The sequence below is a fragment of the Arthrobacter sp. zg-Y750 genome, from assembly GCF_020907365.1.
GTDB lineage: Bacteria > Actinomycetota > Actinomycetes > Actinomycetales > Micrococcaceae > Arthrobacter_B.
The window spans coordinates 1-20825 of sequence record NZ_JAJJOC010000021.1 but is presented as its reverse complement, the minus strand read 5'-3'; the positions used below and the strand labels follow the sequence as shown (position 1 = coordinate 20825).

The following is a 20825-nucleotide window of genomic DNA, read 5'->3' as shown; positions in this document are numbered from 1 at the left end:
CGAGAGGTTTGCCACACCGGCGGGGCCGAAGCCATCCGGGTCAGAGGCCGTACTTTTCCAGCAGCCGGAGCCACACCTCGCTGATGGTCGGGTAGGCGGGGACGGCATGCCACAGCCGGTCCAGCGGCACTTCCCCGACAATGGCGATGGTGGCCGAGTGCAGCAGTTCCGAAACGCCCGGACCCGCGAAGGTCACTCCCACCAGCACCTTGCGGTCCTCGTCCACCACCATCTGCGCCCAGCCCTTGTAATCGTCGGCAAAGAGGGATGAACCGGCGACGGCGATCTCCAGCGATGTCTCCGAGGCGTTGATGCCGTCGGCCCGGGCCTGCTCCAGGGTCCGGCCCGCCATGGCCACCTCCGGATCCGTGAACACCACCTGCGGGACGGCGTACTTATCCGCCGTGGCCGTAAAGCGGCTCCACGGTGCCGGGTTCACGGCATCCGTTCCCGCCCGGGCCACAATGGCATCACCGGTGGCGCGGGCCTCGTACTTGCCCTGATGGGTCAGCAGCACCTTCCCGGCCGCGTCGCCGACGGCGTACAGCCAGCCGCCGTCGACGCCGGTGGCCCGGCCGGTATCGTCGGTGTCCAGTTTCCGCGGATCCAAGCCCAGTTCTTCCAGTCCCAGCCCCGCCAGGTTGGGGTGGCGTCCGGTGGAAACGAGCAGCCTGTCTCCGCTCACCGTGCCGCCGTCCTCCAGCGTCACCTCCACGCCGCCGTCGTCGGACTTCCGGACCGAGGCAGGGGAGGTGGAGGTGCGGACATCCACGCCGGCCGAGCGCAGGCCCTCTTCCACCAGGGCGCGGGCGGGTTCGGGAAAGGACTTCAGCAGCGGCCCGCGGGCGAGCAGCGTAACGGTGGAGCCCAGCCGGGCGTAGGCCTGCGACAGTTCGACGCCGGCGACCCCGCCGCCGATAACCACCAGCCGGCCGGGAATTTCCTGTGCGGAGGTGGCTTCCCGGGTGCCCCAATAGTCGACCGCGTCCAAGCCGTCGAGCGGGGGAGCGGTGGGCGTGGATCCGGTGGCCAGGACGACGGCGTGCCGGGCGGTGATCTGCAGGGTCCGGCCGTCGGTGGCGGCCACTTCCACTTCGCGCGGCCCGGTTAGGCGGGCGCGGCCCCGCACCAGCTCGATTCCGGCACTGTGCACCCACTCGACCTGGCCCTCGTCGTTCCAGTGCGAGGTGAAGGAATCCCGGCGGGCCAGTACGGCAGCGGCATCAAGGGTGCCGGTGACGGCTTCCCGTGAACCGGCCAGGGAACGGGCCTCGTTCAATGCGGTGCCCGGGCGCAGCAGCGCCTTGGATGGCATGCAGGCCCAATAGGAACACTCCCCGCCCACCAGATCCGCCTCAACGAGGACGGCGGACAGCCCGCCTTGAACAACGCGGCCGGCCGCGTTTTCGCCCACGGCGCCGGCGCCGATGACAACTACGTCTGTATGCATGGTCTCAGTCATGGATTGAGCCTTGCATCACGTGCCGGGAGGGGCAACCCGGCGGCGGTATGGGGAGGCACCGTGATTCGCACCGGGAAAACAAAAGACCCGGTCTGATCAAGTTTCCTTGATCAGACCGGGTCTGAGTGGTGCGCGCGAAGGGATTCGAACCCCCAACCTTCTGATCCGTAGTCAGATGCTCTATCCGTTGAGCTACGCACGCATAAGAACTACTCTATCAAACCTCTGGAGCCGATTTTCACCGGTGATTCTTCAGTTCTTCAAGACTCTTTCAAGTTCTTTCGTGGCTGTTTGGCCGTAGATAACTATAGCGGGCTTTCCGGGGCAACGCCAATTCGAGGAGGTGTCAGCTGCGTCACTAGACCGGTCTATGTGACGTTAGTCACACTGGAGTAGGCTGTGAGCCACATTTCTCTTGGATTTCAGGGTCCGTCTCTTCCGGCGGCGGTAAAGGTGCGATCTTTGCCGCCGGAGCGGTCGGTACGGCGCACTTAGCATCAAAACACACCACTGACCCAACGAAGGGAAGAGTCATGGGCGATGACGCGCGTCAGCTAGTTCTCGATGAGAGCGGCGAAAACGCTGCCAGCCAGCCGCTGGACACAAAGGGTGGGGCAGCCGCCCCAACCACCCACCAGGCCCTCCTAGCGTGGGTGAACGAAGTTGCCGAGCTGACGCAGCCGGACCGCGTGTACTGGGTAACCGGTTCCGAGGAGGAAAACCGGTCCCTGACCGATGAACTGGTGGACGCCGGCACCCTGGTCCGGCTCAACCCTGAGACCTTCCCGAACTCGTTCGCCGCGTTCTCGGACCCGAAGGACGTGGCACGGGTGGAGGAGCAGACCTTTATCTGCTCCGAAAAGCGGAAAGACGCCGGCTTCACCAACAACTGGATGGATCCGGGCGAAATGCGGACCAAGCTGGACGGGCTCTTCGCCGGGTCCATGCGCGGGCGCACCATGTACGTGGTCCCCTTCGTGATGGGCCACCTGGACGCCGAGGACCCCAAGTTCGGCGTCGAAGTCACCGACAGCGCCTACGTGGTGGCCTCCATGCGGATCATGGCGCGCATCGGCACCGACGTGCTGCGCAAGATGGAGGAACTGGACGCTTTCTATGTCCCGGCCCTGCATTCGGTGGGCTACCCGCTGGCCGAGGGCGAGCAGGACGTGCCGTGGCCGTGCAGCGACGAGAAGTGGATTGTGCACTTTCCTGAGGACCGTTCCATCTGGTCCTACGGATCCGGGTACGGCGGCAACGCGCTGCTGGGCAAGAAATGCTATGCCCTGCGCATCGCCTCGATCATGGCCCGGGACGAGGGCTGGCTGGCCGAGCACATGCTCATCCTCAAGCTCACCAGCCCGGAGCAGAAGGACTACTTCGTTTCCGCGGCGTTCCCCTCGGCCTGCGGCAAGACCAACCTAGCCCTCCTGGATCCCACGATCGAGGGCTGGAAGGTCGAAACCCTGGGCGATGACATCACCTGGATGCGGTTCGGCAAGGAAGGCGAACTGCGGGCCGTGAACCCGGAGTCCGGCCTGTTCGGTGTCGCCCCCGGCACCGGCTGGAGCACTAACCCCAACGCCATGCGCGCCATCGCCAAGGGCAACTCCATTTTCACCAACGTCGCCCTGACCGACGACGGCGGTGTGTGGTGGGAAGGCATGACGGATGAGGCACCGGCGCACCTGACCGACTGGCTGGGCAACGAGTGGACCCCGGATGCCGGGCACCCCGCCGCGCACCCGAATTCGCGTTTCTGCACCCCGATTGACCAGATCGACATGCTTGCGGACGAGTACCACTCGCCCAACGGCGTGCCCGTTTCCGCCATCCTCTTCGGCGGCCGGCGCAAGACCACCGTTCCGCTGGTCACCGAGGCCCGCGACTGGGCCAGCGGCATCTTCATGGGATCCACGCTCTCCTCGGAAACCACGGCGGCCGCGGCCGGCGCGGTGGGTGTGGTCCGGCGCGACCCCATGGCCATGCTGCCTTTCATGGGGTACGACGCCGGGGATTACCTGCGGCACTGGATTGAGCTCAGCGGCAAGGCCAACCAGGAGAAGCTGCCCAAGATCTTCCTGGTGAACTGGTTCCGCCGCACCGCCGACGGAGGGTTCGCCTGGCCCGGCTTCGGCGACAACGCCCGGGTGCTGAAGTGGGTCATTGAACGGCTCGAAGGCACCGCCGGCGCCGTCGAAACCCCCATCGGCTATGTGCCCACCGGGGACTCGATTGACCTCACCGGCCTGGACATGACCCCTGAGGACGTGGAGCAGGCCGTACGGGTGGACCCGCAGGAATGGGCCACCGAACTGGACGGTATTGACGAGTGGTACGCCCGCTTCGGTGCCACCCTGCCGCAGGAACTGCAGGACCGCCTCGACGAGCTCAAGGAGCGCTTCGCCGCAGCCTGAGACCGGTCAGCAGTACCAAAAGCAAAAGGGTGGCCCCGCCGGAACCGGCGGGGCCACCCTTTTGTTTTGCTGTTTTGCTGCTTTGACCCGGCGTGATCCGGATCCGTTAACTAGGCTTCGGGAGCCCAGACAATCCGGTCGCCGGATTCCCAGGTGGGCTCATTGAAGGTCCACTCGTCGCCGTCGTTGGAGTAGGTCTGGATGGCCGAAATGCATACACCTTCGGAGTGCTCGGTCACCACGTGGATGGCGTCCGTGTTTTCCTCCGGCAGGTGGATGTCGGAGAACACGGCCACGGCACGGTTCTCACCCTTCTGCTCGGTGAGCACCGTGTAGAGGTCATCGATCATGGCATCGGCATCGAGGTCTTCGTCGCTTTCTTCCGGCGCGACGGCGATCATGCGCAGCTCGCCGTCGTTCTGGACCACCAGTGCGGCGGGCAGGAAGGCGCCCTGCGCCTCGAGCTGCTCCTGGGTGACGCCCAGCGCGGTGCCGAGCAGGGAGTTCAGGTCCTCCTGGACCTGTGCGGACGGTTCGCTGCCGTTCAGTTCAACATCAGCCATGTTCTTATTTCCTCACTAGTTCAAGTACGTGGTCGCGGACGCGCTCCATGGTGGGCAGGTCCTCTGCTTCAGCGTTCAGCCGCAGGAAGGGTTCGGTGTTGGAGGCGCGCAGGTTGAACCACCAGGCGCCGTCATCGGAAGTGAAGGTCAGCCCGTCCATGGCATCAACCGTGACGCCCTCGCGCTCGTATTCGGCGCGGACGCGGGCGACGGCGGCCGGAACGTCTTCGACCCGGGAGTTCACCTCGCCGGAGGAGAAGTACGGCTCATATTCGCGGGCCAGGTCCGAAAGGACGCGGGTCTGCTCGCCCAGGGCGGCCAGGACGTGCATGGCAGCCAGCATGCCGGTGTCCGCATTGTAGAAGTCGCGGAAGTAGTAGTGCGCGGAGTGCTCCCCGCCGAAGACCGCCCCTTCGCTGGCCATCACGGCCTTGATGAAGGAATGGCCCACCCGGGTGCGGACGGCGCGGCCGCCGTCGTGCGCCACCAGCTCCGGAACGGCGCGGGAGGTGATCAGGTTGTGGATGATCACCGGGGTTTCTTCGCCGGACGCCTTGGCGCGGGCGATTTCCCGGCGGGCCACCAGGGCGGTGACGGCGGAGGGGCTGACCGGCTCGCCCTTCTCATCAATCACGAAGCAGCGGTCGGCGTCGCCGTCGAAGGCCAGCCCAATGTCTGCGCCGTGTTCGACGACGGCGGCCTGCAGGTCGCGCAGGTTTTCCGGCTCGAGCGGGTTGGCCGGGTGGTTGGGGAAGGACCCGTCCAGTTCAAAGTACAGGGGGATGATGTCCAGGGGGAGGCCCGGGAGGATGGTGTTGCCCAGCACGGCGGGGGTGGTCATGCCGGCCATGCCGTTGCCGGCGTCCACCACTACTTTCAGCGGGCGGATGCCGGAGAGATCCACCAGGTTGCGCAGGTAGCCGGCGTAGTCGGCCAGCACGTCGCGGACCGAGATCTGCCCGGTCTGCGCCCCGGCGGGAATGGCTCCGTCATTCAGGTACTTCTCAGCGAGCGCCTGGATGTCCTTCAGCCCGGTTTCCGAGGAGATGGGTACCGCTCCGGCCTTGGCCATCTTGATGCCGTTGTACTGGGCCGGGTTGTGGCTGGCCGTGAAGGTCACGCCGGCGGCGTTCAGCACACCGCAGGCGTAGTACAGCTCATCGGTGGAGATGAGGTCCAGCAGCAGCACGTTGGCGCCGCGCGCGGTGGCCCCGCGGGCAAAGTCGCGGATGAACTCCGGCGACGACGGACGCATGTCACCGCCTACCAGGACCGTCTGCCCGGCCAGGCCCTGAACGTCAACAAACGCGGCCCCTACGGCCTCGACGATCTGTTCAGTGATGGTCTCGCCTACGACGCCGCGGACGTCGTAGGCCTTGAAGGACGCGGAGAGGTCGAATGCATTGTTCACGTGGGCCAGTCTATAGGGGCGCCCGCCGAGGCGGTCTTGTCCACAAGCCGATTCCTGTGCAGAAAACAGTCAGACGGGGCTGGGATAGTGGAAGGTATGGAACGCACGGATACGCACGGCACCCCCTTCAAGTCGGAACATAATTCGGCACAGGACTCGATGCAGGACTCGGCGCAGGACGGGGCGCAGGACCGTGCCCCGGAATCCTCCGCACTGCACGCGGAGGCCGTGGAGTTGCTGCGCGCGCTGGTGGGCAATGATTCCGCGCAGTTCCACCAGGACCAGTTCGAAGCCATCGAAGCGCTGGTGTCCGGCGGCCGTAGGGCCCTGGTGGTCCAGCGCACCGGCTGGGGCAAATCCGCCGTCTACTTTGTGGCCAGCCTGCTGCTGCGCGCCCGCGGGGCCGGACCAACGCTGATTGTGTCCCCGCTGCTGGCCCTGATGCGGGACCAGGTGGCAGCCGCGGCCCGTGCCGGGGTGCGCGCCGAGGCCATCAACTCCGCGAACCAGCTGGAGTGGCAGGACATTTCCGCCAAGCTGGAAGCCGATCAGGTGGATGTGCTGCTGGTCTCCCCGGAACGGCTGAACAACCCCGGGTTCCGGGAACAGCACCTGCCCGAACTGATCCGCCGCTCGGGGCTGCTGGTGATCGACGAAGCGCACTGCATTTCCGACTGGGGCCACGACTTCCGCCCGGACTACCGCCGGATCCGCAGCCTGATTGAGCAGCTGCCCTCCTCCGTGCCGGTCCTGGCCACCACGGCCACCGCCAACAGCCGCGTGGTGAAGGACATCGAGGAGCAGCTGGCCTCCGGCGGCGAAGACGTGTTCACCATCCGCGGTCCGCTGGCGCGGAAAAGCCTGCGGCTGGGGGTACTGCGGCTGCCCAATGCCCGCTCCCGGCTGGGCTGGCTGCTCACCCACCTTGACGACCTGCCCGGCAGCGGCATCATCTACGCCCTGACCGTCTCCGCCGCTGAAGACACCGCCAGGCTGCTGCAGAAGGCCGGCCACCCGGTCCTGGCCTACACCGGGCGGACCGATCCGGCGGACCGGGAGGAAGCCGAAGCGGCCCTGAAGGAGAACCGGGTCAAGGCGCTGGTGGCCACCAGTGCGCTGGGCATGGGCTTTGACAAGCCGGACCTGGGGTTTGTCCTGCACCTGGGCGCCCCGTCCTCCCCGGTGGCCTACTACCAGCAAGTGGGACGTGCCGGCCGCGGCACCCCCAATGCCGACGTGCTGCTGCTGCCCGGTGCTGAGGACCGCGACATCTGGCAGTACTTCGCCACCTCCTCCATGCCCGCGGAAGGACCCGCCAGCGCGGTGCTCGCCGAGCTGGCCGGCGGCACGGTGCTTTCCACCGGTGTGCTGGAGACCCGGGTGAACCTTAAGCGCTCGCCGCTCGAGCTGCTGCTGAAGGTCCTGGCCGTGGACGGCGCCGTGGAGAAGGTGTCCGGCGGCTGGCGGGGCACCGGCCAGCCCTGGCATTACGACCGCGAACGCTACGAACGCATTGCCGCCGCCCGGGTACGCGAGCAGCAGGCCATGCTCGATTATGAAAGCACCGCCGGCTGCCGCATGCAGTTCCTCTCCGAACAGCTGGACGATCCGGCCGCGGCGCCGTGCGGGCGCTGCGACAACTGCGCCGGGCGCTGGTTCGCCGACGACGTCGCTGCCGAGGCCACCGAGAACGCCGGCAGTGCGCTGAGCAAAGTGGGCGTGGAAGTGGATCCGCGCGGCATGTACCCCTCCGGCATGGACCGGCTGGGGGTGCCGGTCAAGGGCAAGATCAAACCCGCACAGGCGGTGTCCTCCGGCCGCGCGCTGGCCCGCCTCACGGATCTGGGCTGGGGCGGACGGCTGCGGGAGATCTTCGCTCCCGGCGTCGAGGATGCCCCGGCCGATCCCGCCCTGGTCAACGGCTGCGTGCAGGTGCTGGCGCAGTGGGGCTGGGAGCAGCGGCCCGTGGCCATAGTCAGTGTTCCGTCCCGGTCCCACCCGCAGCTGGTGGACTCCCTGGCCCGCGGCCTGTCCGAGCTGGGCCGGATCCCGTATCTGGGCGCGCTGCTGGCCCCGCACGGCGGGCCAACGGGCGGCCCCGGCGGCAACAGTGCCTTCCGGCTGGCCTCGGTCTGGGACCAGTTTGCTGTTCCGCCCGAGGGCGCGGCCTGGTTCGCGGCCAACCCGGGACCGGTGCTGCTGGTGGACGATTTTGCGGACAGCCGCTGGACCCTGACCGAAGCGGGCCGGGTGCTCCGCGAGGCCGGGGCTGAATCCGTGCTGCCCTTTGTGCTGGCGCTGAAGGCCTAGGCGGGTTACGGGAATTGGCTAGGGCTGCGCCGCGTAGGACAGATCCAGGTCCCACTGCGTGGCTTCATCCCCGTCCAGCTGCCATACGTACTCGTTCTTGAGCTTTCGCCCGTCGGCGGTGAAGGGGCCGGTCCGGAAGTCGTAGAAGGCCACCGTGGGCAGGGATGAAGCGGGGGAGGTGCGGATGGCGTTGTTGAAGTCCCCGTTCATCCGGCGCAGCTCGGCGAGCACGTGCGGACGGAACCGCTCCGTGTCGAGCGCCCCGGATGCGGTTGCCTGTTCGGTCAGCTGCAGCGCAATGTGCAGCTGGCGGTTGCCTCCGTCGTCCTCATAACTGATGAGCCGGTGGTTTTCCACGGCGTCGAGCAGCGCCGGCTCGTTGTAGATGACGTCCCGCAGGGCATCAGGGGCCACCACGGCCCCGTTGAAGTCCACCGACAGGTCCGAACGGCCGTAGTGGAACAGCAGTGGCAGGTCCAGCAGCTGCTCGCGCAGCACGTCGTGGAGGCCGTACTCGCGCAGCACCGGCAACAGGTCCCGCACCCGCATCACATGGCCGCGGTCATGGATGTTGTAGCGGATCCGGGGGTTGATGTTCTCCCGCCGGACAATCGTCACCAGCAGCTCCCCGGCGTCGTTGGTCTCGATCAAATAGCCGTACGGGTTGAACTGGAAGATCATCGGCAGGACGCCGTACTCGTCCTGCTTGGTGATGCGCGCGGCCAGTTCCGGATGCCGGGCCACGGCCTGGCGCAGCGCCACGGAAAAGTCCGTTTCAATGGCCAGGTTGATCTCCAGGTCGGACGCCCCGTAGGAACCAAAGGCACCGTGCGTGTAGCGGTTGATGTGGGCGCGCATGTTCTCGCTGATGCCTTCACCGCCAAAGGCGGCAACTATGTCGTAGTCCTGCCAGTCCAGCCGGGGGTCCTCGAAGAGGGCCTTCAGGAAGGGCGGGTAACTGAGGATGATGTAGGTGAAACCCGGGCCGAACTCCCGCATGGTCTGAATGATCTTGTCCTTGTCCGGACCGATCGACTTGATCATAGTGACGTCGGTCAGCGACGAGGTGACGTTCATGCCGGTGGCCCACGCACCCAGGGAGAACGCATTGAGCACAAAGGGCTGCTTTTCCAGCTCGGCGGCGGTCCGGGCAAAGCCCAGCTGCAGCAGCTGCCGGGTGGCCTCGCGCTCGTCGGGACCCCGGACCCAGCTGGTGGGCACCCCTGAGCTGCCCGAGGATTCATCAACCACCACGCCGCGGCGGGGGAGTTTGCCGCCGATGCAGCGCTCGGCGGTGGTCCACGGGCGGATGTAGCTGTCCTTATCCATTTCCGGGATCTGCGCGAACTCGTCGCAGACCTTGCCGTTGCCGGTGAGCCGGCCCGGGAAGTCCTGCTTGGCCAGGAACTCCCGGTAAGCGGGAACCTTGCGGGCCGCCAGTTCAAAGGTGCGCCACGCCCGCCAGCGGCCCATGGTCCAGCGGAACGATTCGATTCCGGGCAGCAGGAGCAGCTTGTGGGTGGCAACCCGAGGCATAAAGAGGCGCACAAAGCGTTCCTGCAAGGCAACAAAGGCGAAGATCAACAGCTTTTTCACGGATGCAGCTCCTGGACGGGGTCAACGATCATGGCAGAAGCAGGGCGCCGGTGCGCCGGGGGTGGCGGGGTGCTGTGGCCAAACCGGAAGAGCATCCAGGCCATCCGCCCGTTACCCTCGGTTGCTCCTGCAGCTTGTACGAACTCGGTGTGCGAGCGAGGGTTGGTGATAACGGTGCCGAACGGATGCAGGTATACATTCCGGCGGGTGAAACCCAGCCAGATCTGCATAAACGTGCGCCCCGCCGCCACGTAGTCGGCGGGTCCGTTGAAGGGCCCCTCCAGCCAGCCCAGCTGGCGCACGCCCCGCATGGTGTTCAGATAGATCCGGCGGATGAGCGCCCCGATCACCGGTGCTTCCCACAGGCCCCGGTGGTGCATGGCGAAACGCAGCACTGGCCCGGGCATCAGCATGGTTTCGGCACTGAGGCCGTCACCGCTCTCCCGGGCTTCGGCGCGGGAGAAACGCAGCCACGTGAGGATTTCGCGGTGCACGGCGTCTTTGCGCAGATCGTCGAACAGGGTGGCTTGGTTGATGTGCACCACCTTGCGGACGAGGGCGGCGTCGCTGGTGCTGCGGAATTCCTGCCCGTGCCGGCGTGCCGTGGCCTCGGCCTCCTCGACAGCGGCGGGTGCCACCACGGTGTTGTCATACGGCCGGCGGGAGGTCTGCCGTGCCTGGAAGGCCTCGAAGGAGGCCACATCCTCCGCGTCGGGAGGCCGCGGCACCAGGGTGAGGTCACCGATGAGGTGAAGCCGGTCAGCGGCCCCGAAGTCCATGTCATGGTGGTGGAGGTCTTCACGGACGTCATATCCGCGGACCCGCGCGCACACACGGACAGATTCCAGGAAAACCCCTGCGCATACATGGCCGAACGGTATGCCAAAGGACTCCGCGGGCAGCCCCAGGTCCAGGTCGTAGTAGACCGTGGCCTCGGTCGGGCTGCGCAGCTGGATCTTCATCGGCTGTGAGTTGTGCGGTGACGGATATCGGTGGGCGTCCTCAATGATGGCCCCCCATGCATCGGATGCGAACATGCCCACACCATACTGTGAGCTGCCCCATGCCGTGCTTTATTCGGTGGGCGGTTCGGCCAAAACAGCGGCAGCGGGCCGCAGACGCGTCCCGCTGCCGCCGCCGGTCAGAGCCGGGTTTGGCGCGGCGCTACTTGCCGGCGAAGCCCAGCAGCGCCTCGTTGACCTCGGCAGCGTGGGTCCACAGCAGGCCGTGCGGTGCGCCGTCGATCTCCACGTAGTCCGCTTCCGGCACCAGCTTGCGGAACCGGCGGGCAGTGGCGTCGATCGGGAGGATGTTGTCCGCCGTGCCGTGCAGGATCAGCACGGGCTTGCCGCTCTCGCGGACGGCGTCGACGTCGGCGCGGAAGTCTTCGATCCAGGTGGGCACTACCGCGTAGGCGGCAACCGGTGCGCTGCGGGTGGCCACGTTCCAGCTGGCAGTGACGGCCTCCTGGCTGATCCGGCTGCCCAGGTTCTCCTCCAGGTTGTAGAAGTCGGAGAAGAAGTTGGTGTACCAGGCGAAGCGGTCTGCCCGGGCGGCTGCTTCAATCCCGTCGAAGACTTCCTGCGGGACACCTTCGGGATTGTCCTCCCGGGCCACCAGGAACGGTTCGAGCGAGGCGAGGAAGGCAAGCTTGGCGATGCGCTCGGACCCGTGCCGGGAGACATAGCGCGCGAGTTCGCCGGTGCCCATGGAGAACCCGACAAGGATCACGTTGTGCAGGTCCAGGGTTTCCAGCACGGTATTCAGATCTGCTGCGAAGGTGTCGTAGTCGTAGCCCGAGCCGGCCTTGCTGGACTGGCCGAAGCCACGGCGGTCGTAGGTGATGACGCGGTAGCCGGCGGCGAGCAGTTCGCGGGTCTGGCGCTCCCAGCTGGAGCCGTCCAGCGGGTAACCGTGGATCAGCACAACCGGCTGGCCTGTGCCCTGGTCTTCGTAGTAGAGGTGGGTGGTGGTGCTGTTCTCGGTGCCTGCGGCGATGTAACCCATGATGGACTCCTCTTTTCGGTACCCGCGAGAACGATCGTTCTCAAGGTGTGAACTAGACAATAGAGAACGTTCGTTCTCGCGTCAAGTAGACTGGAGAAATGACGAACGAAGACATTGCGGAGCGCGTCCTTTCGGCAGCCGATGACCTGTACTACCGCAAGGGATTCGCTGCCGTCGGGATGGACGAGCTGCGTACTGCCGCGGGCGTTTCACTACGGCGGCTGTACTCCCTGTATCCGTCGAAGGACGACATTATTTCCGCAGTGCTCCGGCGTAAACACGAGGAATGGGAATCAGCGGTTGAGGCACGCGTAGCCGTGGCAGGGGAGGCCCCGCGAGAGCGGCTGCTGGCCGTCTACGACTACCTGCAGGACTGGTTCTGTACCGGGAATTTCCGCGGCTGCGCGTTCATCAACGCCTTCGGTGAACTGGGCGGGACCAATCCTGCCGTGGCCGCACTCGCACGGGAACACAAGCAATCCTTCCAGCGGTACATGGCCGGCCTGGCCCGGGACCTCGGCGCCACGGAAACCCTGGGGGCACAGCTGGCGATCCTGGCCGAAGGGGCCCAGAGCACGGCTGCCATAGCGGGGGATTCCGCGGCCGCGGTGCAGGCCCGTGCCGCCGCGGAAGTCCTGATCGACGCCGCCCTGCGGCCTGCCGCCTGACTGTTCCGTTCTACGGCCGGGGTTCCGGCGGGGCACCAGGCCGGGGCATGCTAGATTTCCCGGAACCCCGGTATCCAACCGGGCCGCAGACCGGGGGACGGCATGGCCGCAGCATCTAACACGCGCATCGTCACGGCAGGCACAGCGGATGCGCGTCCGGCGGACCGACGGGCGGGCCGGTACCTTTCCGCAGCGACCGGAATAGGCGCGCTGCTGGGCACGGCCTGGCAGCTTGCCGGGGCCGGCAGGCTGCCCTTCCTCCCGCAGAACTGGGCCGGTACGCAGCTGATGAGTTTCGGCGCCGGTATCCTGGCCGCGGCACTGCTTCTCGCCGTCTGGTTCCTCACCGCCCGGGCGGAAACCCGTCAGGGCCTCCGGGTTCAGCGCGGAGCCATGGCCGCACTGGCTGCACTGGCCGTCCTGTGCATTCCCTTTACGCCGGACCTGGTCTTCAGCCCGGTGTTCGGCGGGGCGCTGATTCTCCTGGCCCTGCGTACGCGGGAGGCGCTGACCGCCGCGCTCGGCCTGACGGCACTGGCTGCCGCCGTGGTCCTGGCATTTTGCCCGTCCCTGACCGGCGCGGCACTCATCCCGGCCCTCACCGCGGCGGCCGCCGTCGCCGTCGTTGTGCAGCTAGGAAGCACCCGTGACGAGCCCCGCCGGGACCGTGCCGGCTACTCCCCGCGGTAGACCGGCAGGCGGCGCTCAGCGAACGCGGCGGTGGCCTCACCGAAGTCGCGGCTGGCCAGGAACGCGGTGTTCCAGACCTGGACATAGTCCAAGCCGTCCTGCACCGGTCCCTGCGTCCGCCGGTTCATCACCTGTTTGACGCCCTGCACTACCAGCGGAGGATTGGCCGCCACAGCGGCGGCCAGTTCGCGGCCGCGTGCGACGACCTCGTCCGCCAGTTCCGTGACCAGCCCCAGTGCATAGGCGCGGGCGGCATCAAAGTCCTCGCCGGTCAGGGCCAGGTGCCGGGTGGCTCCCTCGCCAATGATGGCGGGCAGCCGCTGCAGGGAGCCCAGATCCGCAACAATGGCCACTTTGACCTCCCGTACGCTGAACCGTGCGGCAGGGGAGGAAATGCGGATGTCCGCTGCCGCAATCACGTCAATGGCGCCGCCAATGCACCAGCCGTCCACTGCGGCAATGACGGGCTTGGCGCAGCGGGCCAGCGAGCTCACCGAGTCCTGGAGGGCCTTGATCCGGCGGCGGAAATCCTCGCGCAGTTTCGCGTCCATCCCGCCGGCAGCCAGCATCGGGGCGAAGACCGGGGCCATGGCCGGGAGGTCCAGGCCGTAACTGAACGTGCCGCCGGAACCGTAGAGCAGCACGGACCGGACGCCGTCGTTGGTGCTCAGCGCATCAAACACCTCGGGCAGTTCGGTCCAGAAGTCCGGCCCCATGGCGTTTCCCTTGGACGGGCCGATCAGCTGCACTTCCGCCACCCCGTCCCGGATATCGACTCGGAGGGACCGTAACTGGGTGGTAGTGCTGGCTGTCATGGCATCTCCGTTGATAGGCCGTGGCTGTGGTGAACGTCAATATACCGGCCGTTTTAAGGCGCGGAGAAAGCGAAGCTAGGATCGAGGTATGGAGCTCGCGGTGATTCTTCTTTTTGTCCTCTCAATAGCAGTTGTCAGCGCGCTGGTGGGCAGGATCCAGAAGCGCCGGGCAGCTGAAGCTCCGGGCGGCGACGGGGACAGTACCGGCAAGGCCCGGCCCGCAGCGCAGCGTCCCGCCCGGCCCCGTTCCACGGCGGAAACCGGCACCTCCCTCCAGGCGGCCAAGGAAGCGGCGTCGCTGCTGAACGCGGCCCAGCACCAGCAGGTGTACGCCGCGCTGGCGCAGGGCCAGCCCGTGAAGGCACTGAAGCTTTACGCACAGTTCACCGGTGCCGGCATCCGCGCCTCGGGGGCCGCCATCCAGAACATGGCCGCCCACCCGCAGCCGTACGTGCGGCCGATCCCGGAGACCGACGGGAAGCCTGCACCGAGCGCCGAAAACCCGACGCCGGCGGCGAAGCCGGATGAGCTGCAGGAAGAAGAAATCAGCAAGTGGGCGCAGCAGCTGCGCCCCGAGGACTTCCTCAAACCCTGACGTTCAGCGGTTTTTAGCGGCCGCCCTCGAGTAGCCGGGCGCGCTGGTTCAACCCGTCCGGGCCGTACGGATAGTTGCCCACCTGCGGCATGCTCAGCTCGGTCAGCCGCTGGGTTTCCTCCTGCGTGAGCGTCAGGAAAGCCGCGCCCAGATTGTCGGCCAGCTGGTCCGTGGTGCGGGCGCCCAGAATCACGGACGTCACCCCTGGGCGGTCCGCCAGCCAAGCCAGCGCCACCTGTGCCGGCGTCGCCTGGTGCACCTGGGCGACGGCGCGCAGCTCGTCGATAATCCGCCAGGTCCGCTCGTTGTGGCTGCGCAGGTCCCAGCCCTGGAACTGCCGGGTAGGGTTGTCGCCCACCCGGGTGTTGCCGGCGGGCACCGTTTCGCGGTCATACTTGCCGGTCAGCCAGCCGCCTGCCAGAGGCGACCAGGGCAGCAGGCCCAGGCCGGCGTCGAGCGCTGCCGGAACAATTTCGGACTCGATTTCCCGCTCCAGCAGGTTGTACTGCGGCTGCAGCGTAACCGGCAGCGCCCAGCCGTGCTCCCGGGCCGTGTAAACCGCCTTGGTGAGCTGCCAGCCGGTGAAGTTGGACAACCCGTAGTAACTGATTTTCCCGGCCGTTACCGCGTCCTGGAGGAAACCCAGGGTTTCCTCCAGCGGCGTGTAGGGGTCCCACGCGTGCAGCTGGTAGAGGTCCACATGGTCCACCCCCAGCCGGGTCAGGGAATCCTCCAGCGCGCGGCGCAGGTGCCGGCGGGACGTGCCCAGGTCATTGGCGCCGGCCCCCATCGGGAACCGGCCCTTGGTGGCGAGTACGACGTCGGCGGCGGCGCGGGGATTGGCATGCAGCCAGCGGCCGATGATTTCTTCGGAGGCGCCGGAGGTGTACACATCAGCGGTGTCCACGAAGTTGCCGCCGGCGTTGACGTAGTCGTTGAGGATGGCGTGTGAAGCCCGTTCGTCAGACTCGTTGCCGAAGGTCATGGTGCCCAGCGCATAGTTGCTGACTGCGGTGCCGCTGCGGCCCAGAAGACGCATTTCCATGGAAACTTCCTTCACGGTAGGGAGATGGCTGCCAGCCTATCCGCGGGGCCGGTCCGAGAGCAGTGCGGCGAACAACAACGAATCACGCCGTGTCCCGTTGACTTTCTTATGCGCCCGCAGCCTGCCCTCGAAGACAAAGCCGTTCTTCTCCAGCACACGCACCGAACCGGTGTTTTCCGGATGGCAGGTGGCTTCCACCCGCTCCAACCCCATGGGTCCGAATGCGTGGGCCAGCAGCAGGCCGGCGGTTTCGGTGCCGATTCCCCGGCCCCACATGTCCTGGTGCAAGGTGTAGCCGAGCTCGCCGGTGCTGTCGGCGGCACTTTTTACCCAAACACCGGCGGTGCCGACCAACCGGTCCTCGACCACTACGGCGAGGGTAAACAGGGTCCGCCCGGGCTGGCCGGCTTCAGCGGCGGCTGCGGCGATAAAGGCGCGGGTTTCGGCAAGCGTGTTCGGTCCCCAGATGGACCACTGAGTGACCGTAGGGTCGGACGTGAAGGCGTGCACGGCGTCGAGGTCGCCCGGCTGAATATCCCGCAGGGTGACGCGCGGTCCGGTGAGCTGGATGCTGTTGGTGGTCACAGAGGCGAATCTACCCGACCGCGGCGGTGTCATTTGTCCGGGTTCGAGGGGGCAGAATCGCGTCTTGAGGGGGCAGACGCAAAAAGTCCCCCGGAAAACCGGGGGACTAGTGGCGGAGACGGGGAGATTTGAACTCCCGGTGGGCTTTAGGCCCACACTTCATTAGCAGTGAAGCCCATTCGGCCGCTCTGGCACGTCTCCAACATGCGTCAAACCTGCAGATTTAACCTGCATATCCAGCATGGCCCGCAGCTTCCGCTGCCAGCCTGACAAGACTACCGGCAACTTGCCGGTTAGGGCAAAACGCCTCAGCCAAGTCCGCCGGTGAGCGCTTCCCAGAGGAATTCGTAGGACCTGGCGTGCATCCGGGCGGACTGCCGGTTGTCCGCCGCACCGGCGTGGCCGCCCTCCAGCGACTCGTGGAACCAGACGTTGTCCACGCCCAGCGCCTTCATCCGGGCGGCCATTTTGCGGGCCTGCACCGGCCCCACCCGGTCATCGCTGGTGGCGGTCCAGATCAGGGCGGGAGGGTAGTCAGCATCTTCCTTCAGCAGGTGGTAGGGCGAGAACGTCTTCACAAAGTCCCACTGCTCGGGATCGTCCGGATCGCCGTATTCGGCAATCCAGGAGTATCCGGCGGAAAGCTTGGTGTAGCGGCGCATGTCCAGCAGCGGCACGCCGCAGGAGACGGCCCCGAAGAGGTGCGGATAGGTGGTGAGCATGTTGCCCACCAGCAGGCCGCCATTGCTGCGGCCCGTGCAGCCCAGGTGCTCCCGTGACGTCACGCCGCGGGCCACGAGGTCCTGCGCGACGGCGGCGAAGTCCTCGTACGCCCGGTGCCGGTTTTCCTGCAGGGCGGCACGGTGCCAGGCCGGACCGTATTCCCCGCCCCCGCGGATGTTCGCCAGCACGTACACGCCCCGGCGTTCGGCTCCGCCGGCATCCGTGGTGCGCCGCTCCAGCCACCCGCGGCCCACTACGCCGCTGTAGGCCGGGGTGAGCGAAGCTTCGAACCCGCCGTACCCGTTGAGCAAGGTGGGGTTGCCGCCGTCGAGCACCAGGTCCTCCGGGCCCACCTGGAAGTACGGCACGCGGGTGCCGTCTGCGGATACGGCAAAGTGCTGCTCCACCGCGAGCCCGGTGGTGTCGAAGAACGCCGGCGAGGATTTCACGGCAACCGCCTCAGAGCCGGCCTCCCCGCCGACGGGCAGGGTGCCGCGGGACACGGTGGACGGGGTCAGGAACCCGGTGCTGACCAGCCAGTAGTCATTGCCGGCTTCCTCATCCTCGTCGTCCACCGCAAAGGCGTCCACGGCGTGCAGCGGCGGGCAGGCATCCAGGATTTCCGCGGTCCACCCGTCAGCCGGGTTCAGCACCAGGATCTCGGAGCTGACATCGCGCAGCACATTCAGCAGCAGCCGGTCCCGGGTCCAGCTCCAGGACTGCAGTGCGGCGGCGGCATCCGGGGTGAAGATCCGGTGCACCCGCCGGGTTCCGCCGGTGAAGTCCGCCAGCGACGCGGCCAGCAGGGACCCGGCCGGGTGGGTCTCGCCGTCGAGCTCCCAGTCATTGCGCGGGCGCAGCAGCAGCCACTGCCGGTGCACGTCCACAGTGACATCCAGGGGCACGTCCAGCTGCACCCACTCGCCGCCTTCGCGCAGGAAGGTGCGGCTGTTGTAGAAATCGATGATGTCCACGGCAATGTCGCGCTCGAAACCGGGTGTCTGGTCACGCTGCACCACGGCCATCATGTGGTCTTCGGGGACCTCGAAGTACGGTTCGGCGTCCTGCAGCTCCTGCCCCCGGCGCAGGACCCGGCTGGTGCGGGGGTAGGACGAGGTGGTCATGGAACCCGGACCGAAGTCCGTGCCCACGTACAGACTGTCCTCACCGGCCCAGCTGATGCGGCTTTTGGCTGCGGGAATGTCGAAGCCGCCGGGCACAAAGGCCTTCTCGACGACGTCGAACTCCCGGTACCGGGAGGCGTCACCGCCGTCGGGGGAGAGGACCACCAAGGCACGGCGGTAGGAGGTGCCGTCCGCGGGACGCAGGAACCGGGCGCCGGCCCACACCCATTCGGTGCCCTCGGCGGCGCTGAGCGCGTCCAGGTCCAGCAGCACCTCCCACTCGGTGTCCGCAGCGGTGTAGCCCTCCCACGTGGTGCGGCGCCAGAGGCCCTTGGGGTGCCCGGCGTCACGCCAGAAGTTGTAGTAGTACCCACCCCGCTTGGACACCATGGGAATGCGGTCCGTGGAGTCCAGGACTTCCAGCAGCCGCTCCTGCGTCCGCTCGAAACCGGTGCGGGACAGGAGGTCCTCGGTGATGCTGTTCTCGGACCGCACCCAGTCCAGCTGCTTGTCTCCGTAGATGTCCTCCAGCCAAAGGAACTCGTCGGTCTCTGCGGAATCCACGTTGCGGTTTGCCGGTGTCATGGGCCCCATCCTAGTTCCCGGCCGGCCCCGGCCAGCCCCGGCCGGCTCAGCCGGGGCATAGAGGGACTCTCCCTGCCGATACCCTAGATGCATGGATCACACGCAGAGTTTCCGGGTAGCTGTTATTGGCGCAGGCCCGCGCGGACTCTCCGTGGTGGACCGGCTGCTCAGCCGCCGGCGGGCGGCAGGGACGCAGGAACCGCTGACCATTGAGCTGATTGATCCGTTTAATCCCGGCCCGGGGCATGTATGGCGGACCGGGCAGTCCCGGTTGTTCCTGATGAACACTCCGGCGCTGTTCCCCACGGTGGTGCCGGCCGGCGACACTGTGCGGGACCTGCTGCCCTCCCCTGCAGGGCTCTCCTTCAACCAGTGGCGTGAAATGATGTCCGCCGGCACCCGCGCCGCCGCCGGCCTTCCGGCCGGTGACCGTACCGAACTGGCATCCCTGGGCCCGGCGGATTTCCCCAGCAGGGCACTATACGGACGGTACCTGGAGTGGACCTACGGGCAGCTGCAGGAAACGGCCGCTGCGGACGGAGTGGAACTGATCCACCGGCGAACCGAAGCCCTGGGCGTAACCCGGGCGGCGGACGGACGACTGGTGGTGGAAGTGGAGGGCCGGGAGGTTCTGGCCGCTGACGCCGTCGTCCTGGCCGTGGGCCACCTGCCGGCGCTGCTGTCCGCAGAGCAGGCCCGGCTGCAGGACGCCGCCGAGCGGCACGGCCTTACCTACCTGCCGCCTGCGGTTCCCGCCGACGTCGACTTCTCCCGCCTGCCCGCCGGTGAGCCGGTGCTGATCCGCGGACTCGGCCTGAACTTCTTCGACGTGATGGCGGCAGTGACCATAGGCCGCGGCGGCCGGTTCGTGCCCACCGGCCGGCCCGCCGGGCGCGCGCTGAGGTATGAGCCCTCAGGCCGGGAACCGCAGCTGGTGGCCGCCTCCCGACGCGGCACGCCCTACCGCGCCAAGGCCCGGCTGGAGTCCTACATTCCCCGCAGCATCCGGCTGCGTTGGTTCACCCGCGAAACCGCGCTCGCGTTCCGTGCGGACGGACTGTTGCCGGGCTTCGACCACGACCTGTGGCCGCTGCTGCACCGCGATGCCGTGTGGGCGTACTACTCCACGCTGGCCCGGGTGGCCGGCACGGAGCTCCGGGGGGAGCCGTCCGCCTTCCTGGGCGACCTCGAAGCAGCGCTGTACCTGCCGGGTCCGGAGTGGGACGCGGCGAAGGAAGCCGTGTTGGACCGCTACGTGCCCGCGGACCGGCGGACCAACCTCGAAGCACTGGCCCAGCCGCTGGGACGGCGTCCGTTCGCCGGCGCCCAGGACCTCGACGACGTCGTCCTTGCGTACCTTGAAGAGGACGCCGCCGGTTCCGCCGCCGGTGAGGACGATCCGCTGAAGATGGCCATCGGTGCCCTGAACGCCGGGCGGACCCTGCTCAAGTCGGTAGTGGCCGACGGCGGGCTTGCCGAAGCATCATGGCTTGCGGAACTGCGCGGCTGGTTCGAGCCGCTGGTGGAAGGCCTCGCAAGCGGCCCGCCGCCGGAACGGATTGAGCAGCTGGCCGCCCTGACCCGCGCAGGAGTGGTGCATTTTGTGGGCCCGGATCCGCGGTTCGACGTGGACGAGGCAAGGGGTGTGTTCACCGCATCCTCGCCCTGGGTCGGTACCGAGTACGCCGGACGCACGCTCATGGAGGCCATGATGCCGCCCAACCGGGTAGACCGCAGCGTTTCGCCATTGCTGGCCGGGCTCATCCGGGACGGCCTGGCCCGGCCAAAGGTCATGATGTCCGCGGACGGCACCCCCGTGCTGACCCCCGGCCTGGACGTCACTATGCCGCCCTACCGGACAGTGGGCGTCAGCGGCGAACCGGTGGAGAATCTCTTTGTGCTGGGCCTGCAGTTGTCCTCGGTGCAGTGGGGCACGGCCATCGCGGCCGAAGCGGGGTCATCCGCCGCGGAAGGCTCGCGCACGCTGCAGGATGCAGACGACATTGCTGCCGCAGTGCTCGCCGCCGCATCCGGTGTGCGGCGGGTTGGGGCCGGGTGGGACGACGCCGGGCGTGCCGCCGTGCCGGTAGTCAGTCCCCAGCAGGTCCTGGGGAAACCAGTCTGAAAGCTTGCAGTGGATGGGGAAGCGCCAGCCGATCCAGCGTTAACGACGGGGGGGGCCCCCCCCAAGGGGGGGGCGGCCGGGGGGGGGTTGCAGGGGGGGGGGGG

The 20825-nt window shown here is 67.3% G+C and carries 16 protein-coding genes and 2 tRNA genes; 6 read left to right on the top strand and 12 right to left on the bottom strand.

The annotated features are described in order from the left end of the window. Nucleotides 1–40: 40 nt before the first annotated feature. Nucleotides 41–1462 (bottom strand): dihydrolipoyl dehydrogenase family protein, encoded by a 1422-nt coding sequence (locus LOC57_RS13195; protein ID WP_229960271.1) that lies wholly within the window; start codon nt 1460–1462, stop codon nt 41–43. Between the two features lie 126 nt (nt 1463–1588). Beyond that, nucleotides 1589–1664, bottom strand: a tRNA-Arg gene (locus LOC57_RS13190). Nucleotides 1665–1995: 331 nt separating this feature from the next. Between LOC57_RS13190 and LOC57_RS13185 the strand changes: the two genes are divergently transcribed. After that, a complete protein-coding gene (locus tag LOC57_RS13185) occupies nt 1996–3879 on the top strand; it encodes a phosphoenolpyruvate carboxykinase (GTP) (RefSeq protein ID WP_229960269.1) in 1884 nt (627 codons plus the stop codon). A gap of 110 nt (nt 3880–3989) precedes the next feature. Here LOC57_RS13185 and LOC57_RS13180 read toward each other — a convergent pair whose 3' ends face one another. Both LOC57_RS13180 and LOC57_RS13175 read right to left on the bottom strand, forming a co-directional pair. Beyond that, nucleotides 3990–4442: a hypothetical protein gene (locus tag LOC57_RS13180; protein ID WP_227927094.1), complete on the bottom strand. Its 453-nt coding sequence runs from the start codon at nt 4440–4442 to the stop codon at nt 3990–3992. 4 nt (nt 4443–4446) lie between these two features. Continuing rightward, nucleotides 4447–5853 carry a phosphomannomutase/phosphoglucomutase gene (locus tag LOC57_RS13175; RefSeq protein ID WP_227913209.1) on the bottom strand — a complete coding sequence of 469 codons (1407 nt, stop codon included), beginning with the start codon at nt 5851–5853 and terminating at the stop codon, nt 4447–4449. A 159-nt stretch (nt 5854–6012) separates the two neighbouring features. On the opposite strand from LOC57_RS13175, the gene LOC57_RS13170 reads away from it, so the two are divergent. Further along, complete coding sequence (locus LOC57_RS13170; protein WP_229960491.1) at nt 6013–8163, top strand: RecQ family ATP-dependent DNA helicase; 2151 nt, start codon at nt 6013–6015, stop codon at nt 8161–8163. An 18-nt stretch (nt 8164–8181) separates the two neighbouring features. Here LOC57_RS13170 and LOC57_RS13165 read toward each other — a convergent pair whose 3' ends face one another. The 3 genes from LOC57_RS13165 to LOC57_RS13155 form a co-directional block, all read right to left on the bottom strand. Then, nucleotides 8182–9759, bottom strand: coding sequence for a phenylacetate--CoA ligase family protein (locus LOC57_RS13165; protein WP_229960266.1), 1578 nt, complete (start codon nt 9757–9759; stop codon nt 8182–8184). Continuing rightward, nucleotides 9756–10796: a hypothetical protein gene (locus tag LOC57_RS13160; RefSeq protein ID WP_229960264.1), complete on the bottom strand. Its 1041-nt coding sequence runs from the start codon at nt 10794–10796 to the stop codon at nt 9756–9758. The genes LOC57_RS13165 and LOC57_RS13160 overlap by 4 nt, the downstream gene beginning before the upstream one ends. A 127-nt stretch (nt 10797–10923) precedes the next feature. Beyond that, complete coding sequence (locus LOC57_RS13155; protein WP_227913215.1) at nt 10924–11766, bottom strand: alpha/beta fold hydrolase; 843 nt, start codon at nt 11764–11766, stop codon at nt 10924–10926. 98 nt (nt 11767–11864) lie between these two features. On the opposite strand from LOC57_RS13155, the gene LOC57_RS13150 reads away from it, so the two are divergent. Both LOC57_RS13150 and LOC57_RS13145 read left to right on the top strand, forming a co-directional pair. Then, nucleotides 11865–12434, top strand: a complete 570-nt coding sequence (locus tag LOC57_RS13150; protein ID WP_227913217.1) for a TetR/AcrR family transcriptional regulator — start codon at nt 11865–11867, stop codon at nt 12432–12434. Nucleotides 12435–12536: 102 nt separating this feature from the next. After that, nucleotides 12537–13124: a hypothetical protein gene (locus LOC57_RS13145; protein ID WP_229960262.1), complete on the top strand. Its 588-nt coding sequence runs from the start codon at nt 12537–12539 to the stop codon at nt 13122–13124. On the opposite strand, the gene LOC57_RS13140 is transcribed toward LOC57_RS13145, so the two are convergent. Next, nucleotides 13109–13939, bottom strand: coding sequence for a crotonase/enoyl-CoA hydratase family protein (locus LOC57_RS13140; RefSeq protein WP_229960259.1), 831 nt, complete (start codon nt 13937–13939; stop codon nt 13109–13111). The genes LOC57_RS13145 and LOC57_RS13140 overlap by 16 nt on opposite strands. Before the next feature lie 88 nt (nt 13940–14027). Between LOC57_RS13140 and LOC57_RS13135 the strand changes: the two genes are divergently transcribed. After that, nucleotides 14028–14534 carry a hypothetical protein gene (locus LOC57_RS13135; RefSeq protein ID WP_229960257.1) on the top strand — a complete coding sequence of 169 codons (507 nt, stop codon included), beginning with the start codon at nt 14028–14030 and terminating at the stop codon, nt 14532–14534. A gap of 13 nt (nt 14535–14547) precedes the next feature. Here LOC57_RS13135 and LOC57_RS13130 read toward each other — a convergent pair whose 3' ends face one another. From LOC57_RS13130 to LOC57_RS13115, 4 genes are all read right to left on the bottom strand, one after another. Further along, the gene (locus tag LOC57_RS13130; protein WP_227913225.1) at nt 14548–15579 is read right to left on the bottom strand and encodes an aldo/keto reductase; all 1032 of its coding nucleotides are present in this window, start codon (nt 15577–15579) and stop codon (nt 14548–14550) included. A gap of 36 nt (nt 15580–15615) precedes the next feature. Continuing rightward, nucleotides 15616–16164: a GNAT family N-acetyltransferase gene (locus tag LOC57_RS13125; RefSeq protein WP_229960255.1), complete on the bottom strand. Its 549-nt coding sequence runs from the start codon at nt 16162–16164 to the stop codon at nt 15616–15618. A gap of 110 nt (nt 16165–16274) precedes the next feature. Continuing rightward, nucleotides 16275–16365 (bottom strand) — tRNA-Ser (locus LOC57_RS13120). 107 nt (nt 16366–16472) lie between these two features. After that, nucleotides 16473–18596 carry a prolyl oligopeptidase family serine peptidase gene (locus LOC57_RS13115; RefSeq protein WP_229960253.1) on the bottom strand — a complete coding sequence of 708 codons (2124 nt, stop codon included), beginning with the start codon at nt 18594–18596 and terminating at the stop codon, nt 16473–16475. 91 nt (nt 18597–18687) lie between these two features. Between LOC57_RS13115 and LOC57_RS13110 the strand changes: the two genes are divergently transcribed. Then, nucleotides 18688–20721 carry an FAD/NAD(P)-binding protein gene (locus tag LOC57_RS13110; RefSeq protein ID WP_229960250.1) on the top strand — a complete coding sequence of 678 codons (2034 nt, stop codon included), beginning with the start codon at nt 18688–18690 and terminating at the stop codon, nt 20719–20721. The last annotated feature ends 104 nt before the right edge of the window (nt 20722–20825 follow it).

Excerpts from the sequence above, each read along its gene's own strand:
- LOC57_RS13130 (WP_227913225.1), bottom strand. The coding sequence starts at position 15,579 with ATGGAAATGCGTCTTCTGGGCCGCAGCGGCACCGCAGTCAGCAACTAT.
- LOC57_RS13180 (WP_227927094.1), bottom strand. The coding sequence starts at position 4,442 with ATGGCTGATGTTGAACTGAACGGCAGCGAACCGTCCGCACAGGTCCAG.
- LOC57_RS13140 (WP_229960259.1), bottom strand. The coding sequence starts at position 13,939 with ATGACAGCCAGCACTACCACCCAGTTACGGTCCCTCCGAGTCGATATC.
- LOC57_RS13145 (WP_229960262.1), top strand. The coding sequence starts at position 12,537 with ATGGCCGCAGCATCTAACACGCGCATCGTCACGGCAGGCACAGCGGAT.
- LOC57_RS13110 (WP_229960250.1), top strand. The coding sequence starts at position 18,688 with ATGGATCACACGCAGAGTTTCCGGGTAGCTGTTATTGGCGCAGGCCCG.
- LOC57_RS13155 (WP_227913215.1), bottom strand. The coding sequence starts at position 11,766 with ATGGGTTACATCGCCGCAGGCACCGAGAACAGCACCACCACCCACCTC.
- LOC57_RS13160 (WP_229960264.1), bottom strand. The coding sequence starts at position 10,796 with ATGTTCGCATCCGATGCATGGGGGGCCATCATTGAGGACGCCCACCGA.
- LOC57_RS13135 (WP_229960257.1), top strand. The coding sequence starts at position 14,028 with ATGGAGCTCGCGGTGATTCTTCTTTTTGTCCTCTCAATAGCAGTTGTC.
- LOC57_RS13150 (WP_227913217.1), top strand. The coding sequence starts at position 11,865 with ATGACGAACGAAGACATTGCGGAGCGCGTCCTTTCGGCAGCCGATGAC.
- LOC57_RS13195 (WP_229960271.1), bottom strand. The coding sequence starts at position 1,462 with ATGACTGAGACCATGCATACAGACGTAGTTGTCATCGGCGCCGGCGCC.
- LOC57_RS13170 (WP_229960491.1), top strand. The coding sequence starts at position 6,013 with ATGCAGGACTCGGCGCAGGACGGGGCGCAGGACCGTGCCCCGGAATCC.
- LOC57_RS13115 (WP_229960253.1), bottom strand. The coding sequence starts at position 18,596 with ATGACACCGGCAAACCGCAACGTGGATTCCGCAGAGACCGACGAGTTC.
- LOC57_RS13185 (WP_229960269.1), top strand. The coding sequence starts at position 1,996 with ATGGGCGATGACGCGCGTCAGCTAGTTCTCGATGAGAGCGGCGAAAAC.